At 61.4% G+C, this 14,367-nt stretch carries 15 protein-coding genes; 5 read left to right on the top strand and 10 right to left on the bottom strand.

Annotated elements, in window-relative coordinates; genetic code table 11:
- Positions 1-4: 4 nt before the first annotated feature.
- The gene (locus TNEU_RS01405; protein WP_012349655.1) at positions 5-895 is read left to right on the top strand and encodes a CobD/CbiB family cobalamin biosynthesis protein; all 891 of its coding nucleotides are present in this window, start codon (positions 5-7) and stop codon (positions 893-895) included.
- Here TNEU_RS01405 and TNEU_RS01400 read toward each other — a convergent pair.
- Positions 846-1,307, bottom strand: a complete 462-nt coding sequence (locus tag TNEU_RS01400; protein WP_012349654.1) for a cob(I)yrinic acid a,c-diamide adenosyltransferase — start codon at positions 1,305-1,307, stop codon at positions 846-848. The two genes, TNEU_RS01405 and TNEU_RS01400, sit on opposite strands and share 50 nt — an antisense overlap.
- A 40-nt stretch (positions 1,308-1,347) precedes the next feature.
- Between TNEU_RS01400 and TNEU_RS01395 the strand changes: the two genes are divergently transcribed.
- A complete protein-coding gene (locus tag TNEU_RS01395) occupies positions 1,348-2,184 on the top strand; it encodes an NTP transferase domain-containing protein (RefSeq protein ID WP_148682264.1) in 837 nt (278 codons plus the stop codon).
- Between the two features lie 560 nt (positions 2,185-2,744).
- On the opposite strand, the gene TNEU_RS01385 is transcribed toward TNEU_RS01395, so the two are convergent.
- The 4 genes from TNEU_RS01385 to TNEU_RS01370 all read right to left on the bottom strand — a co-directional run bounded on the left by TNEU_RS01385 (position 2,745) and on the right by TNEU_RS01370 (position 5,778).
- Positions 2,745-3,302, bottom strand: a complete 558-nt coding sequence (locus TNEU_RS01385) for a PaREP1 family protein (protein WP_012349652.1) — start codon at positions 3,300-3,302, stop codon at positions 2,745-2,747.
- Between the two features lie 197 nt (positions 3,303-3,499).
- Positions 3,500-4,168, bottom strand: coding sequence for a hypothetical protein (locus tag TNEU_RS01380; protein WP_012349651.1), 669 nt, complete (start codon positions 4,166-4,168; stop codon positions 3,500-3,502).
- 202 nt (positions 4,169-4,370) lie between these two features.
- On the bottom strand, positions 4,371-5,546 hold the full coding sequence (locus TNEU_RS01375) for an LUD domain-containing protein (RefSeq protein ID WP_012349650.1): 1,176 nt from the start codon (positions 5,544-5,546) through the stop codon (positions 4,371-4,373).
- Positions 5,547-5,559: 13 nt separating this feature from the next.
- Complete coding sequence (locus TNEU_RS01370; protein WP_012349649.1) at positions 5,560-5,778, bottom strand: hypothetical protein; 219 nt, start codon at positions 5,776-5,778, stop codon at positions 5,560-5,562.
- A gap of 62 nt (positions 5,779-5,840) precedes the next feature.
- Between TNEU_RS01370 and TNEU_RS01365 the strand changes: the two genes are divergently transcribed.
- Positions 5,841-6,434, top strand: a complete 594-nt coding sequence (locus TNEU_RS01365) for a hypothetical protein (RefSeq protein ID WP_012349648.1) — start codon at positions 5,841-5,843, stop codon at positions 6,432-6,434.
- On the top strand, positions 6,431-7,654 hold the full coding sequence (locus TNEU_RS01360; protein ID WP_012349647.1) for a glycosyltransferase: 1,224 nt from the start codon (positions 6,431-6,433) through the stop codon (positions 7,652-7,654). Before TNEU_RS01365 ends, TNEU_RS01360 begins: the two co-directional genes overlap by 4 nt.
- 111 nt (positions 7,655-7,765) lie before the next feature.
- Here the strand turns inward: TNEU_RS01360 and TNEU_RS01355 are convergent, their stop codons facing one another.
- The gene (locus TNEU_RS01355) at positions 7,766-9,979 is read right to left on the bottom strand and encodes a bifunctional alpha,alpha-trehalose-phosphate synthase (UDP-forming)/trehalose-phosphatase (protein ID WP_012349646.1); all 2,214 of its coding nucleotides are present in this window, start codon (positions 9,977-9,979) and stop codon (positions 7,766-7,768) included.
- A 44-nt stretch (positions 9,980-10,023) separates the two neighbouring features.
- Here TNEU_RS01355 and TNEU_RS01350 point away from each other — a divergent pair, with 44 nt between their 5' ends.
- A complete protein-coding gene (locus TNEU_RS01350) occupies positions 10,024-10,572 on the top strand; it encodes a class I SAM-dependent methyltransferase (protein ID WP_012349645.1) in 549 nt (182 codons plus the stop codon).
- Here the strand turns inward: TNEU_RS01350 and TNEU_RS01345 are convergent.
- From TNEU_RS01345 to pdxS, 4 genes are all read right to left on the bottom strand, one after another.
- Complete coding sequence (locus TNEU_RS01345; RefSeq protein ID WP_012349644.1) at positions 10,537-11,745, bottom strand: Nre family DNA repair protein; 1,209 nt, start codon at positions 11,743-11,745, stop codon at positions 10,537-10,539. The genes TNEU_RS01350 and TNEU_RS01345 overlap by 36 nt on opposite strands.
- A 528-nt stretch (positions 11,746-12,273) precedes the next feature.
- Positions 12,274-12,606, bottom strand: a complete 333-nt coding sequence (locus TNEU_RS01340) for a 4Fe-4S dicluster domain-containing protein (protein ID WP_012349643.1) — start codon at positions 12,604-12,606, stop codon at positions 12,274-12,276.
- A 95-nt stretch (positions 12,607-12,701) separates the two neighbouring features.
- On the bottom strand, positions 12,702-13,310 hold the full coding sequence (gene pdxT / locus TNEU_RS01335; RefSeq protein WP_012349642.1) for a pyridoxal 5'-phosphate synthase glutaminase subunit PdxT: 609 nt from the start codon (positions 13,308-13,310) through the stop codon (positions 12,702-12,704).
- Entirely contained in the window at positions 13,307-14,323 is a 1,017-nt protein-coding gene (pdxS, locus tag TNEU_RS01330) for a pyridoxal 5'-phosphate synthase lyase subunit PdxS (protein ID WP_012349641.1), read from the bottom strand. The genes pdxT and pdxS overlap by 4 nt, the downstream gene beginning before the upstream one ends.
- Positions 14,324-14,367: the final 44 nt, after the last annotated feature.

Below are 14,367 nucleotides of genomic sequence, written 5' to 3'. Positions count from 1 at the left end.
GGCCGTGGACGCCGCCGCCCTCGCCTTTGCCCTGGCTCTCGAGGCGTTGGACGTGCCGGCGTGGTGGCGCGGCTACCTAGTCACTAGGCTGATCCACCCGGCTCTCCACCCCGTATCTCTTGTCTACAGAGCCGCCTCGCCCCTCGCCAAGCCCGGCGGCGTGGGCAGAGGCCTCGCGGTCTTGGCCGCGGGCCTCGCCGTGGGGCTGGCCCCCGCCCTGCTGGCCCACTGGGCTAAGCCGCATCTCGGCCTCCTAGGCCCGCTGGTAGAGGGGTACCTCCTAAAGCTCTCCTTCGGCGTAGCACACATCGTGTATCCCTGCGGCCGAGACGCCGATCTCCGGCGGGTGGCTCAGCAGTTCGTGAGGAGGGACCTCTCGTCGGCCTCCGGGGGGCACGTCCGGTCAGCCTGTCTAGAGGCCGCCGCGGAGTCGCTCGTCGATTCCTACGTCTCGCCGCTGATGTGGTACATCCTCCTCGGCCTACCAGGCGCGTGGCTACAGAGGGCTGTAAACACGCTAGATGGGCTAGTCGGCTTCCCGCGCTTCGGCAAAGCGGGGGCCCCCGCCGCGTATCTAGACACGGCCCTCAACTACATCCCAGCTAGGCTGGCCGCCCTGTGTATACTCGCCGTGTCCAACGGCTGGAGGCCGCCCCTCCTCGCCCACAGGCGGCGGATGGCCAGCAGAAACGCCGGCTGGCCCATAGCCGCCCTAGCCTCGGCGCTTGGCGTCGTCTTGGAGAAGCCGGGGAGCTACTCTGTGGGAGAGGGCGGCCTGCCCACTCCTCTAGACGTGGCGCGGGGGCTGTCCGCCGTGGCTAGGGCTGCGGCGGCCTTCGTCCTCCTCACCAGTCCAGCCCTTTTACCCCCACCTGCCTGGAGTAGTAGTGTCTAACGGCCTCCACCCTGGATATCAAGTCCGCCACCTGGTATAGCTCTGGGTATTCGAAGTTGCCCGTCAGTATGAAGTGCGGCCTCTCCCTGCCCAAGCCCAGCAGGACCTTGGGGTCGACGAAGCCCTGCCTCACGGCGTAGTTCACCTCGTCGAGGATGACCAGGTCGTAGTCCCCCGCCCTCGCCAGGGCCTCCCTAAGCACCTCCTCGGGCCTCCTCAGGTCCCAGAGGGTGAGCACGTCTATGCCCAGCCTCCTAAGCGCTTTGTACTCGCCCACCTCCTCGCCCATGTAGAAGGGCGTCTTCATGACGAAGGCCGCCAGGACCCTCATCCCGTGGCCCCACGCCCTCAGCGCGGTGCCAAGCGCCGCGGTGGTCTTCCCCTTCCCCCCGCCGACGTAGGCCAGTATCACGCCCCGCCAACCCGCTATTTATATATAAGTTGTTTCCAACGTGAGAGCCGTCTTAATGGCGGGGGGCAGGGGGACCAGGATGGGGGACCCCCAGAAGTGCTTGAGGCCGGTCTGCGGAATCCCGCTCCTCTTCAGAGTGGCGGGGGTCCTGCACCAGCTGGCCGACGAGATCTACGTGGTGACCACCCCCGGCCATGTGGAGCTGGCACAAGCGGCGGAGAGGTGGGGGCTGAAGGTGATCTACGGAAGCGGCCTCGGCTACCCCCAGGACTTCCCCACGGCCGCCCGCCTAGCCCCCGCGGTGGTTGCGGCGTGCGACATAGCCGACCTAGAGCCCCGGCACATACAGCTTCTCGCAACGCAGGACGTCTTCGCCACGGCGGTCACGCCGAGGGGCTACGTGGGGCTGTCCTACCTCCCCAGCGCCGACATGGACAGATGGGTGGAGGTAGACGTGGGTTCCCTCCTAGACGTAGACACCCCAGAGGACCTCGAGGAGGCCGAGAGGAGGTGCCCAACCGCCTACCCCCTCTACGTCGACGTGGCCTGCCTCAAGCCCCACGAGGAGACCTTAGACGCCGCCCTCGAGCCCCAAGGGGAGATACCGCCCATCGCCGTGGACTACAGAACCGGCGTAGTCCTCGACGGACACCACAGGCTCAAGGCCCTGCTCAAACACGGGTCTGCCCCAGCCCTCCTATTTGACTACCAGGCCGTAGACGTAAACATCCCCAGGGAGGAGGTGGTCCAGAGAGCCCTAGAAGGCAGGCTCTACCCGCCCAAAACCACCTGGCACACCTACCGCGGCAAGCACATATCCCAAATCCCAGCCGCCAAGGCGAGGCCAGCCGCCAAAAAACTCCGGTGCAGAACATGAGGGCCGCCCTATAGGGCGAGACTTTCAGCCGTAATCGAGAACATAGAACCAGATCTCTAAGTACATACCGTAGATATTACTAAACAACTTCTCCGAGGTGGGCAGAACCTCGCCACCACTACTGCAACTCCGCACCGTGGAGGTGGAATTCGATGTGGAATAACTACCGCTCAGATCCAGCGGGGGACCCAACGCACCCTCTCCACCTCCCACGCCCGGAGATAGCGGTCTCACCTGCCCAGCCGGTCTCGAACCACCAGGGGTTCGCCCTATCCATTACCTCCATTGTCAGAAAACTGACAACATGAGAAGGTAGCTGAATGCGGAACTGCCGGCGGGCAACACGGCGGACACACATCTGGAACACTGGCGCGAAGCCCATCAGCATTGTGGATAGATACGTGGCTGATGCGTGGCGGTATCTGACGGCGATGAAGGAGGCCGTCAGGAGGGTTGATCCAAACGCCCGGGTTCTGGCCTTCGGGAGCTTCGTAAGGGGGCTTTAGGCCGGACAGCTACATAGACGTCCTCGTGGTAACGACGGCGGATAAATTCACCGTCTACAAGGCGGCCGCGGATGCCGTCGACAGAGGGCCCCACCCCTTTGAGATACACGTGGCCATTCCCCAAGAGTACGAGAGCTGGTACAGGAGGTTTATCGATGGTGTGGCAGGAGGTCTAGCGGCCCCCAGCTTCTCCCGGAGCGTCTTCGCCGCCTCGACGAAGACGTCCACGTCCCACCTCTCCAGATGCCCCTCGTAGAAGTTCACATGTAGCTGCTCCACCTGCGCGAAGAGCTTCACAACCTCACGATCTCCCAGCTCCTGGGATATCCTCCTCACGGCGGCCCAGACAAGCCTATGTGTGTCGTGCGGCCACCGCCGCGCCTCCGCCACGGCCTTGACAAGTTGCACCACCGAGTTCCAGATCTTCTCGCCGCCCTGCCTCAGATCTCCGGCGTCGATAAGCCTAAGCCCCTCCTCCCAGAAGTACTCAGAGGCCCTCAGGTAGAGCTCGACGCGCTCCGGCGGATCTAGACCCTGGGCTACCGCGTCGTGCAACACGGCCAGCGGGTCAAGCCCGCGCGCCCTAAGGATCTCCAAGTCCGGGATATCCACGAAAAGGCATGGATGTGCAATTTAAGACTTCCTGCCCCGCATCTGCTGACAAATGCTGAAACAAAAGCCGTAATCTAGCCACCGAGCCGAAGCATCTACGGCGGCTACACTGCCGAGTTCCAGATCTTCACGCCGACTCGGAGATTCCTGAGGGATAGGCGGGTCGTGGAAAAAGGCGGGGTGTCTCGCTTCTGCTCCTACTTTGCGCCTACCTTTGTCAGTATTTCGCTGTAGTGTGCCTCGTTGAATGGCCCCACAGTGACGGCGGAGACATCAAGCTCCACGGAGTATACCGCCGATTGGCCGCCCGTCTGCGTCCCGACGCCGCCCCATACGGTCAACTTAAGGGGCACCCCCCTAACGGTGCAGACGCCGGCGCGGTAGGTGCCGGATGTCTCAACCGGCCCGGGGACCCACGAGCCGAGGTTCATCTTCCCCGTCGTTTCTATGTACTCGCCCGTGTAGCCCAAGTGGCTACATGTGCCGGTTTTTCTCTCCCCAACCGTGGCTATTGCCTGTTGCCACCACCTAACCCACTGCCAGTTAGAGCCGCCGGAGCCCTTGATACAGTGGTTGCCGAAACATACGGCGCTGTATACGCGGCCGCCCTCTGCGGCTGTGTAGTACACGGCATCGCCGGCGCCGGGGAGCCGTAGCACGTAGGCGGTGTAGTTGCCCTTGGGCCCCTCCCCAACCAACAGCCACCCAGTCACAGTCGTGGTTTGCCCCAACACGGTGTAGGTGAGCTTTATAGTGTAGTTAACTTCGTAGTTATGTGAGTCGAAGGGCGGACCTGCGGAGGACAGGAGAAACAGCGCTACCACAGCCGCAGCGGCAACCCCACCTGCGATCACCCACCACCGCATTGGAGGCCCCACGCTACGCAATTTAAAAGTTGCGGTTCTTACAAAAGCCGTCCTTGACGCACAGAGCGCCGTGTCAGCCTCCTGACCGCCGCCGCGGCGGGCGCCGAGGTGTGTATAAATAGGCGTCTCCTCCTCATGTTGTGATGATGTCCAGGGCGCCGATGTGTGGGGATGGTTTCTGGTCGCTGAGGTAGGCGGATGCTCAGCGGCTTGGGCCCACCTCCCTTTTGAGGTACCTCGCCCTTATCTCGTGTATCACCTTGGGTATGTCGATTCCCATGGGGCAGACCTCTTTGCAGTTGCCGGCGTGGGCGCATTTTAGGGCGTGGGGGCCCGCCGCGTCTAGGCCCCTTGTGACGGCTGTCCACATGACGCCCATCGGTCCTGTGTAGGGCGGCACGCCGAATTCCCGGCCCAACGCCCTATATACTGGGCAGTGGAAGTGGCACCTCCCACACCTCACGCAGAGGAGGGCCTCCCAGAGGACCGGGTCGCGGGCCGCCCTCCTACGGCCGTTGTCCACAAGCACCACGTGGAACTCCCTAGGGCCCTGCGCAGGTGAGACGCGCTGGTTTTCCACGTCGGCTGTGGAGCTGGGGCCTGCCGACATGTTGATATAGGTGGGCGGGTAGAGGCCGGCGTAGGCGGCTTGGACGGCGGCGGCCATGAAGGCGTGGAGGAGGGTGGGGACGATCTTCTCCACCCCGTCGTAGACTATGTGGACCGGCGGGGCCGTAGACACGAGCCTGATGTTTCCCTCGTTTTCCACAAGGACCACAGCCCCCGTATCGGCCGCCAGGGCGTTGGCGCCGGTGATCCCCACGTCTGCCTTCAGTATCTTCTCCCGCAGGAACTCCCTCGCCCTCTGGGCAATAGCCGCCGGCTCAGGCGGCACCGCCGCGCCGAGCCTCCGCCTGAGGAGGTCGGCGGCCGCCTCCCTGGTCATGTGTATAGCAGGCGCGATTATGTGGCTAGGCTCGCCGCCGCTGAGCTGCACCAAGAACTCGCCTAGGTCCGTCTCCCAGACCTCGTTGCCCTCCTCCTCAAGCCTCTGCCTAAGGCCGGTCTCTATCGCCACGTTGTTCTTACCCAACACCACCACCTTCCCCCTACCCACGATCCTCGCCGCGGTCTCCCGCGCCTCCTCAGCCGTCTCCGCCAGGTAGAACCGGCCCCCAACCCTCTCCACAGATCTCCCAAACTCCTCCACATAGCGATCGAGGTTTCTCACCACCTCCTCCCGAGCCCTCCTCACCTCCCCAGCCAGCCGCGCGAGCTCGGGGTGGCGCTCCAAGACTGCGCGCACCCTAGGGGCCGTGTGGCTGTACGCCCTGGAAAAGGCCTCGTCCCAGCCCCCCTCGGCCGCCTGCCGCCTCACCTCTTCACCCCGCCTACTCCTTAAAATACGTTGTGAGGGGGGCCGCCTTGATTTCGCTTCTCCTGGGGGCGAAGCTGTAGCAGAGGTGGCCGGTGTAGGGGGAGACCGCCACGGCCATGGGCCTCCTCTCAACGCCGTGTGGAAACCTTATCTCCACCTCGACGACTCTGTACTCAGCCGTCGTGAAGGCCCTCCCCGCGGCTATGTCGAAGAACTTAAGCGGCTTCCTCATCTAAAGCATGCGCGCCCGTCTTTATTTCCCAAACGTTTAATAACTTGTGGCTGGGGGCGACCATGGCCGTGTGGTTTTTTGTGTACCACGTCGCGGTGTCTCTGCTAATCGCCGTGCTGGGGTTTGTGCTCGGGCGGCTGTTGCGGCTTCTTCTGGTGCGTCTACTGCTGAGGCTAGGGTTTGACGACTGGTTTAGGAACTTCAACATCGGTAGGGCGCTGTTGCGCTCTGGCTATACGGCTGGCGAGTTCTTCGGCTCAGTGGCGGCGTGGCTCACCTACCTCCTATCTATCCTGCTGGCTGCGGCGTATCTCTCTCTGAATTTTGGCTACACAGAGGCATATGGCTTGATAGCCACGGTGATAGGTGTATATCTATTTGGTTTTGTTAAATTCTTCGTCATTTCGATACTAGGCTTTATACTCGTCGACGGCTTTGTGGAGTATATATACAAGGGCGCCTTGTCTAAAAGCGAGGTGGTCGGCCCCGTGGCTGAGTACATTAGAGTCATACTGTACCTCGTGGTTATCACCTTCGCGCTGGAGCAAGGCGGTATAAACGTCGCCACGTTAAGCGCCATGTTGACCCCCATCACCTGGGGTCTCACGGCCGCCGTCGTCGCTGTGCTCGTGGCTGAGGCTTTGAAAAAGAGATGAACATCGCCGTTGTGGCGCAACAGAGCTCCCGCTGGGAAGATCTGCACCGCGCCGCCACGGTCTTGGTAAAGTCGTTTAGGAGACTGGGCCACAAGGCGTGGCTTGTAACTAGCATATACCACGAGGGCCGGCCCGTCGTAGACCCCAGGATCGTGGAGAAAAGCGAAAACGGATATGTGGAGGTTGAAGCAGACGTGGCCGGGGTCCCCACGATTAGAGTACTCAGCATGAAATCACTCACCCCGCCCGGCGGCGTTGTTCTAAGAAGCTTTGGGAAAATCCTCGGCGCCCTCCAGGAGAGACACAGCCTAGATTTGGTGGTGGTCGTAGCTAGCTTTTGGAACGGCCCCGAGGAAGCCGCCAGGTGGATTTCAATAAGAAGGTCGCTTGCCGAACTGGGGGAGGCCCCCGGAAGACCCCTCTTCGTCTTCGTACCCGCCTACTTCGTGAAATTTACGGCCCTTAGGCCTGTGGACAGCGCCGCGAAGCTTATGTGGTCTATGGTTAACATGCCCTATATAATGAGGCGGGCAGATCTAGTTCTGGTCTGTTGCCAAGCTGAGGCCGAGGAGCTTAAACAATACGGCGTACCGTCCGGGAAAGTCGTAGAGTCGAAAAGCTGGGTAGACCCAGATTTCGTAGAGGTGAAGGACGTCGGGAGGCCTAAGGCCGCCGAGGGCTTCGATCTGTATGTGTCATACGTGGGGTCTTTAGATGAGGAGAGAAACATCCAGACGCTTATTAAAGCCGCGGAGAGGCTTTCTCGCATCGGCAATGTAGCTTTGGTGGCGGCGGGAGGCGGCGACGCTCTGGAAAGAGCGAGGAAGGAGGCGAAGAGGCGGGACAACCTCGTCGTTCTTGAAAACCCCGATTTAAAAACTGTCGTCTCTGTGATTAAACACTCCTTCGTCGGCGTCGACTTCTCGCGCTACGAGCCCATGGGAATTAGGGCATTGGACTACCTATACATGGGCGTGCCATATGCCGCATCGCCGGCCTCACGAGCTACATGGTATATATCCAACGGCGTAGACGGCATCCAGCTGAGCCACCCTGACGATGTTGAGGGCTTCACGAGTTGGGTTTCCATGTTGATGAAGAGACCTGAGCTGAGGGACGAGATGGCCGCCAAAGCTATGAAAAAGGCCGAGGGCCTCAACGCTTTAAAACTCGCCGAGCTTCTGCTAAAAGCGGCTGAAGGACGCACGACTCCTTCGTAGCACCCGGCCCTCTGGAGACACCGCCTGCCCCCAATGACCCGAGCCCCCCATCTGCGAAGGGTGGTTGCCCGAGTCCCCAGAGAGCCGGTGTGTTGGCTCGCGGGTGGGGGGTTAAAGGCTGGACAGCCGCTTCAACAGCTCTCTTAGTTCTCGGTGAGATGGAAGATTGTATTTTGCTGTGGTTTCGCCTGTGCCTACCTTTATCGTGTATGCCTCTTCTGGCAAGGCTTTGAACATGTCCTCGTCTGTGGCGTCGTCTCCTGCGGCTAGCACGAAATCTGGGGCGATCTTCTCCAGAAGTAGCTTGGCCGCCGCGCCTTTGTTTACGCCGGCTGGCCTAACTTCGACGACCTTGCTCCCGCGAATTACGCTGAAGGTTGCACCGCCTAGGAGACTCTCTAGGGCTTCAACGAGTCTAGCCGCCACGGTCTCGCCCAGCTCAGACTCCACGTTTCTATAGTGCCAGGCTATTGCCGACTCCTTCTCCTCTATGTAGGAGCCAGGCGTCGCCGCGACTACGTCCTCCATCACCTTTCTAACAGCGGTTTTCCAGCTCACCTCAAACGGGAAAAGTTGCGTCCAGTCTTTATCCACGTCTCTGATGAAAGCGCCGTGCTCAGCCACAAGGTAGACGGGGAGGTCTCCGAGCCAGCTCTCTAAAAACTCCCTGTTGCGGCCGCTGACGACCGCGACACTGGTGTTTGGAACGTTGGATAGCGCCTTTAGGATGCCTAGTAGCTCTGGGTCCGGCACGGCTTGGTATGCGTAGGGGTAGTGGGGGACAAGCGTCCCATCGTAATCAAGCAACAGCAGCCTTCTGCTTGAGGCTCTGAACCTCGCCGCTATCTCCGTAGCCGTATTTTCATCGACTGGCGTCGGCGTCTTCGTGTAGGCCGCTTCGCGGTTTTCGGCGTAGGCTAGAGCCGTTGCGTGTATAAGCTCGGCTGCCCATTTAACGACGTCGTGTTGGCTAAGCCTCTTCTGCATCGTCTTTATCCTCCTGCACTGCTCCTGGGGATCCATCTCCAGAGCCCTTGCGATGGCCTCAGCCACGCCGCTTTCGTCGTTTGGGTTTACTATAAGCGCCTCTAGAAGCTCGTGAGAGGCGCCCGCCGTCTCGCTGAGTATGAGAACCCCCGTACAGCTCCTCCTCGAAGCGACGTACTCCTTTGCCACTAGGTTCATGCCGTCTCTAAGCGGTGTGATTAGGGCAACGTCGGCGATGTTGTAAAGCGCCAGAAGCGTCGGCGTGGGGATAAAACGCGATATATAGACCACGGGGGTCCAGTCCACCTCGCCGAGCTCGCCGTTTATACGCCCAACCTCTCTTTCTATCTCCCTCTTCATAGCCTCGTACTGAGGCACGCCGACTCTCGACGGCACAACCACGAGAACAAAGACGGCCCTCCCCCGCCACCGCGGATGCTCCTTCAAGAAGCGCTCCCACGCTTTCAACCTGTTGAGTACCCCCTTGGTGTAGTCGAGTCTGTCGATCGAAAACACTATCTTCAGCCCACGCAACCTCTGCCTCAGCTCGTCTATTTCCGCCGCGACCTCGGCCCTCTGGGATGAGCCGTGGAAGAAGGCGTAGTCGATGCTGATGGGATACGCCCCAACGCGCACCCTCCTCCGGCCGACTCGCAGAGCCCCGGACTCAGCTCTGTAGCCCAGGAACTTAGCCACGGCCCTAATGAAGTTGCTAACGTACTCGTAGGTGTGGAAGCCCACTAGGTCGGCCGCCAGCACCCCCTCCAACAACGCGTTTCTCCACGTCGGCGGCATCAGTTGGTAGACCTCCGCGGGTGGGAAGGGGATGTGCAGAAAGAAGCCCACCGCTAGATCCGGCAGAAGCTGGCGCAGAACCGCCGGCGTAAGCATGAGGTGGTAGTCGTGAATCCACACGAAATCCCCCGGGTCCGCCACAGACGCCACGGCCTCCGCATATCGCCTATTTACTCTGACATAGGCGTCCCAGAACCTCTTCTCGAAGGCCGTATATACCGTAAAGCCGTGGAAGAGAGGCCAGAGAGTTGAGTTGCAGAACCCCTCGTAGAAGAGCTCCACCTCCTCCTCAGAGAGCGGCACCGGGACGAGTCCCCTTTCCCTCAGCTTGGACCTCACCTCGTCGGTCTCCAGCTCAGCCTTAACTCCGGACCATCCCACCCACAGGACCTTCGTGAAGCCGAGCCCCCGTCCCCTCTCCGTCGCTCTTAGAAAAGAGTTTATAGCCGTGGCGAGACCCCCCACGGCCTCTCTAAACTCCACTCTGCCATCTCTATAGATCGCTGTGACTGGCAGGCGGTTGGATGCGACAACAAGCTTCACGGTGATTGGGGCAAAAGCTATATATCAAGGTTTTACGCCGGTGTGTGGAGTTCGAGCGGTTTGGCTCCTTCTCGTCGGCGTTCTACAGCCTGTTGGTATCGCTGGGCGTCTTCGAGTGGGCATACGGAGCCACCTACGGGGCGGTCCAGCGGGCGGTTCCACGGGGGGGCAGGTTGCTGGAGGTGGGGCCGGGCGTCGGCGCGCTCCTCAGGAGGTTGGTGGAGACCGGCTACGACGCAGTGGGCGTGGACGCGTCCCCCGAGATGCTCAAGCGGTCTAGGGCCAAGTCTGTGAGTGTAGCCGGAGTAAGCTTCCGCCTCCCCTTTAGGGACGAGATCTTCGACGCCGCGGTGGCCCTCTTCACCCTGCACCACTGGGGGGACCACGGCCCCTCTCTACGCGAGGTCAAGAGGGTTCTTAAGCCCGGCGGGGTCTTCATCGCGGTGGAGGCAGATCAGGCGAGGCTCCCCCTCGTGGGGAGCCACGGCTGCACCTCCCGCTGTCTGCGGGACGTCCTCAGCGCGGAGTTTGAGGCGGCGGTGGAGAGGAGGTTCCCCCTACTCCTGGCCTACGCCAGGAAGCCTAGATCTTAATATGTGGATCAGTCTTGAGGCTGATAGCCACCTCTCCAGCGGCACCTTAAGCAGTAGAGAGGCGGCGTAGAGGGCGTCCTCTAGGCTGTCGAAGCGGGCTGGCTCGCCGCGGAGGGCCGCCCGGACGTTTTCCCTCACCCACCACACCCCCACTGGGGCGGTGAAGCCCCTGTACACCTCCCTCCACGCCACCACCGCCGCCTGTCTCCTCATGCGGTACAGCGCCTCGGCCGCCGCGAGCCTAGCTGCGTAGTAGCAACCGCCGATCTCCGGGTAGACGTCTCTGCCTCTGTACAGCTCGTGGTCTGCCTCAACCGCGAGGCCGGGGCCGGGGTTCCACACGGTGCCCGGCTCAAAGGCCTCTCCCCACTCGTAGGCCCACCTGGAGGGGGCCAGAATCACGAGGAATAGGTTGCCGGGGGCTCTCCTCAGGTAAAGGTAGTAGCCGTCCACCGTGTCGAACCTCTTGATCTCCTCCACTAGGTGGTCAGACACTATCTTGTCCACCGCCGTGATTGCCCACCTCGTCGGCACTAGCCTCCTCCGCCGCCGGGCCCCCAGGGCCCCCACGCTGAGGGCTCTAGATATGTACCCCACGTCAAGACCAGACCTATACAGCGTCAAAACCGCCTCCCTAGCGTCTAGGTCGAAGTCGCCATAGGCCCTCTCTGCCAGCTTCGGCAACCTCGGCGACCCCTCTGTTTTAAATTCGGCGAGAGGCGCGGAGGGCCCCATCGGCGGGGCGTACTCGCTTAGATATACCCCCCTCGGCTCCCTCCTAAAACGTAGATCGACGTCTACAGGCCTCTCGGAGAGGGCGATGAGCTGGATCTCCTGGAGAGGCCTCGGGGGGTCAGCCGCGTTGTCTACGCGGATCTCCAAGCCGCCTCGATACAGGGAGAGGCGCATGGCTATGAACTTTTCCAGAGGGATCTCAAGCCACCTCCCCGCGTCTTCATATAGCGATGTGTCGCCCAGCTCGGGCGGGGCGGAGGGGTAGATCCTCACCTTTGGGTACCCAACCCTCCCCACGAAGACAGAGGGAGGGCTCGAGCCGAGGAGCTCTCTAGCCGCCCTAGAAGGCGCCGCCATCTGCCTCACAAGAAGAGGGCAGTAAGACAAGCCACAGAGGTATCTACCCCCTCTGCACCTAACGCAGAGGTCAGACCTCACGGCAACACCCCGGCCGAGGTTTATAAATCCCCAACAGAGCAGCGTTGGCTAAGGACAAGTTGTTGCCGGTTTTCTGGCGCGGTGCGGCGTTCTATCGAACAATTCCCCTTGAACTGGTATTGAGATGATACACGCCCACATAAGCCAATTAAGCAGAGCTCTCGCACGTGTAGATGAAGACAAGGATCCACACAGAACGCTAGACCTCCAGAGGCACGGGGCAATGGCTAGTGACCCCCTCCCCTGAGGCGGGGTTTCCCGGGGTTTCGGCCGTTGCCGGGGTTGGTGGGCCGCGTCGGGGCGGGTATCGCGGCGGGGATGTCCCCCCGCCGGGGCCATCCGCCGTCGACCCGCCGTATGGAGCGAACTGCTAAGCCCTTCTCAGCCCTCTTCACCACTCCCATGAAAATAGATTAAATCCATCCCCCTCCCTAAGAGCGGAGCTTCCTGTTGTAATAATTGGAAAAAGCGTTTAGTGGAACTAAGTTGGCTTCTGAGCCTCCGAGGTTGTTTTAGCCTCCGCCTTAGCTACGCCGGCTCCGCTGTGATGTTGTATTTGGCTCTCCACTGGTCGAAAGCGGTTTTCTCCTCTGGCGTCAGCGTTTTGCCCAGCCTGTACCAGCCCTTCTTGCTCTTGTACTCGGCGGGGGCCTCACTCGCCTTGTATATGCACTTGACGGGGCAGACGGCGACGCAGGAGTAGTCGTCTCTGCATTTCTCCCAGATGAGCCTCGACTTGCCGTTGTCGTCGAGCTCAAGAGCTTGGTAGGGACACGCCGCGACGCACGCGCCGCAACTGATGCACGTGTCTTGGTCAATCACCACCCTCTGGTACTTAGCCAATTCCTCGACCACCGACATAGTCCATTACCGCGATCGTCCTTAATAAGTGTAGGCGAAACCGCCGCGTCCCCATTAGAAATCTGAGGCCGCCTCCGGTGGGGGACTGGGCGTGGCTATGTTTTTGCCAGGTTCAGCATGTAGCGGTGTACCGCGGTGGTGGAGAGCTCCGGGTGGAAGGCCGTGGCCACCATGTGGCCTTGGAAGGCGGCGGCGTATATCTGTCCCAGCTCTGGGTGTTTAAGGGGCGCGGCGAGCCTTGCGCTTCCCCACGCCTTTGTGAAAGCCGGGGCTCTGATGAAGACGGCCTTCAAAGCGCCGATGCCCTCCTCCCGTAGGTCAACCTCGAAGGACTCCCTCTGGCGGCCGAAGGCGTTTCTCACAACAGCTATGTCCATAAGCCCGAGGATCGGCTGCTTTGTTTCGCCCACCACGGAGTCTCTCACCTCCTTGGCTAGGAAGATGGCGCCGGCGCAGGTGCCCAGCGTCGGGAGGCCCCCCTTGATGGCGTCTCTTAGGGCGTCTAGGAGGCCGGTCCGCCTGGCGAGGGCCCCGATTGTCGTCGACTCGCCGCCGGGTATGGCTAAGACCGCGATTTCCCGGAGGTCCTGAGGCCTCTTCACCTGAACTACCTCGACAGATCTGCCCAGCTCCTGGGCCGCCTTCCTGAACGCCTGTATGTGCTCCTCTACATCGCCCTGGAGTGCTAGGACGCCGGCCTTCATACCCCCCTGGTCTGGAGCAGCTCCTCGGGCTTCAGCGTTTTGACGTCTATGCCCATCATGGCGCTTTTCTCGCTGACCATCCTCTGGGCCTCCACCACCTTCTCCGGGTCGTCCCAGTAGGCCGCCGCCAGCACGATGGCCTCCGCCCTCTCCCTGGGGTCCTGGCTCTTGAATATGCCGCTGCCGACGAATATGCCGTCTGCCCCCAGCCACATCATCAAGGCCGCGTCTGCCGGCGTCGCTATGCCGCCGGCGGCGAAGGTCACCACGGGGAGCCTGCCCAGCCTAGCCGTAAGCGCGGCCAGCTCTATGGGGGCTTGGCACCTCCTGGCGTAGTCCCTTATCCTCTCCTCGTCCCCCGTCCTCAGCGCGGCCGACAGCTCCTCTATCGCCCCATATAGGGCCTTGAAGTGTTTCACGGCCTCGCTTACGTTGCCAGTACCCGCCTCGCCCTTGGATCTAATCATCGAGGCTCCCTCGGAGATCCTCCTCAGCGCCTCGCACAGCTCGCGGCACCCGTTGACGAAGGGCACCGCGAAGGCCCACTTGTTTATGTGGTGTTGTTCGTCCACAGGCGTGAGGACCTCGGACTCGTCTATGAGGTCCACCCCGATCTCCTGTAGGATCACGGCCTCGTAGTAGTGGCCGATCCTCACCTTAGCCGAGACGGGGATGGTGATGTGGCTCATGACCTCCTCTATCACCTTCACGTCCGCCATCCTTGCGACGCCCCCGGCCTTTCTAACGTCGTAGGGAAGCTTATCCAACACCATGACGCCCACGGCGCCCGCTTCCTCAGCTATCTGCGCCTGCTCCACGCTGGTGACGTCCATGATGACCCCCCGCCTGAGCATCGCCGGGAGGCCTATCTTAACTCTTACGGTCCCCACCTCGGCCTCGGGGAGAGGCTTGGGCCAGGTAACCCCCGACTCCCTAAGCCTATCTCTCACCTCGGCAAGGCCGTAGAAGAAGTCCCTGATCTTCTCCAGGTGTGCGTACACTTCCCCGATCATCAGAGGGAAATCGCATCTCCATAATAAATTTTTCCAGCGCCCGC

The sequence above is a fragment of the Pyrobaculum neutrophilum V24Sta genome (genome assembly GCF_000019805.1).
Taxonomy (GTDB): Archaea; Thermoproteota; Thermoprotei; order Thermoproteales; family Thermoproteaceae; genus Pyrobaculum; species Pyrobaculum neutrophilum.
This window is presented reverse-complemented; position numbering and strand designations above follow the sequence as displayed.

Coding starts and splice junctions, on each gene's coding strand:
- TNEU_RS01370 (WP_012349649.1), bottom strand. CDS start 5,778: ATGAGGAAGCCGCTTAAGTTCTTCGACATAGCCGCGGGGAGGGCCTTC.
- pdxS (WP_012349641.1), bottom strand. CDS start 14,323: ATGATCGGGGAAGTGTACGCACACCTGGAGAAGATCAGGGACTTCTTC.
- pdxT (WP_012349642.1), bottom strand. CDS start 13,310: ATGAAGGCCGGCGTCCTAGCACTCCAGGGCGATGTAGAGGAGCACATA.
- TNEU_RS01365 (WP_012349648.1), top strand. CDS start 5,841: ATGGCCGTGTGGTTTTTTGTGTACCACGTCGCGGTGTCTCTGCTAATC.
- TNEU_RS01380 (WP_012349651.1), bottom strand. CDS start 4,168: ATGCGGTGGTGGGTGATCGCAGGTGGGGTTGCCGCTGCGGCTGTGGTA.
- TNEU_RS01360 (WP_012349647.1), top strand. CDS start 6,431: ATGAACATCGCCGTTGTGGCGCAACAGAGCTCCCGCTGGGAAGATCTG.
- TNEU_RS01340 (WP_012349643.1), bottom strand. CDS start 12,606: ATGTCGGTGGTCGAGGAATTGGCTAAGTACCAGAGGGTGGTGATTGAC.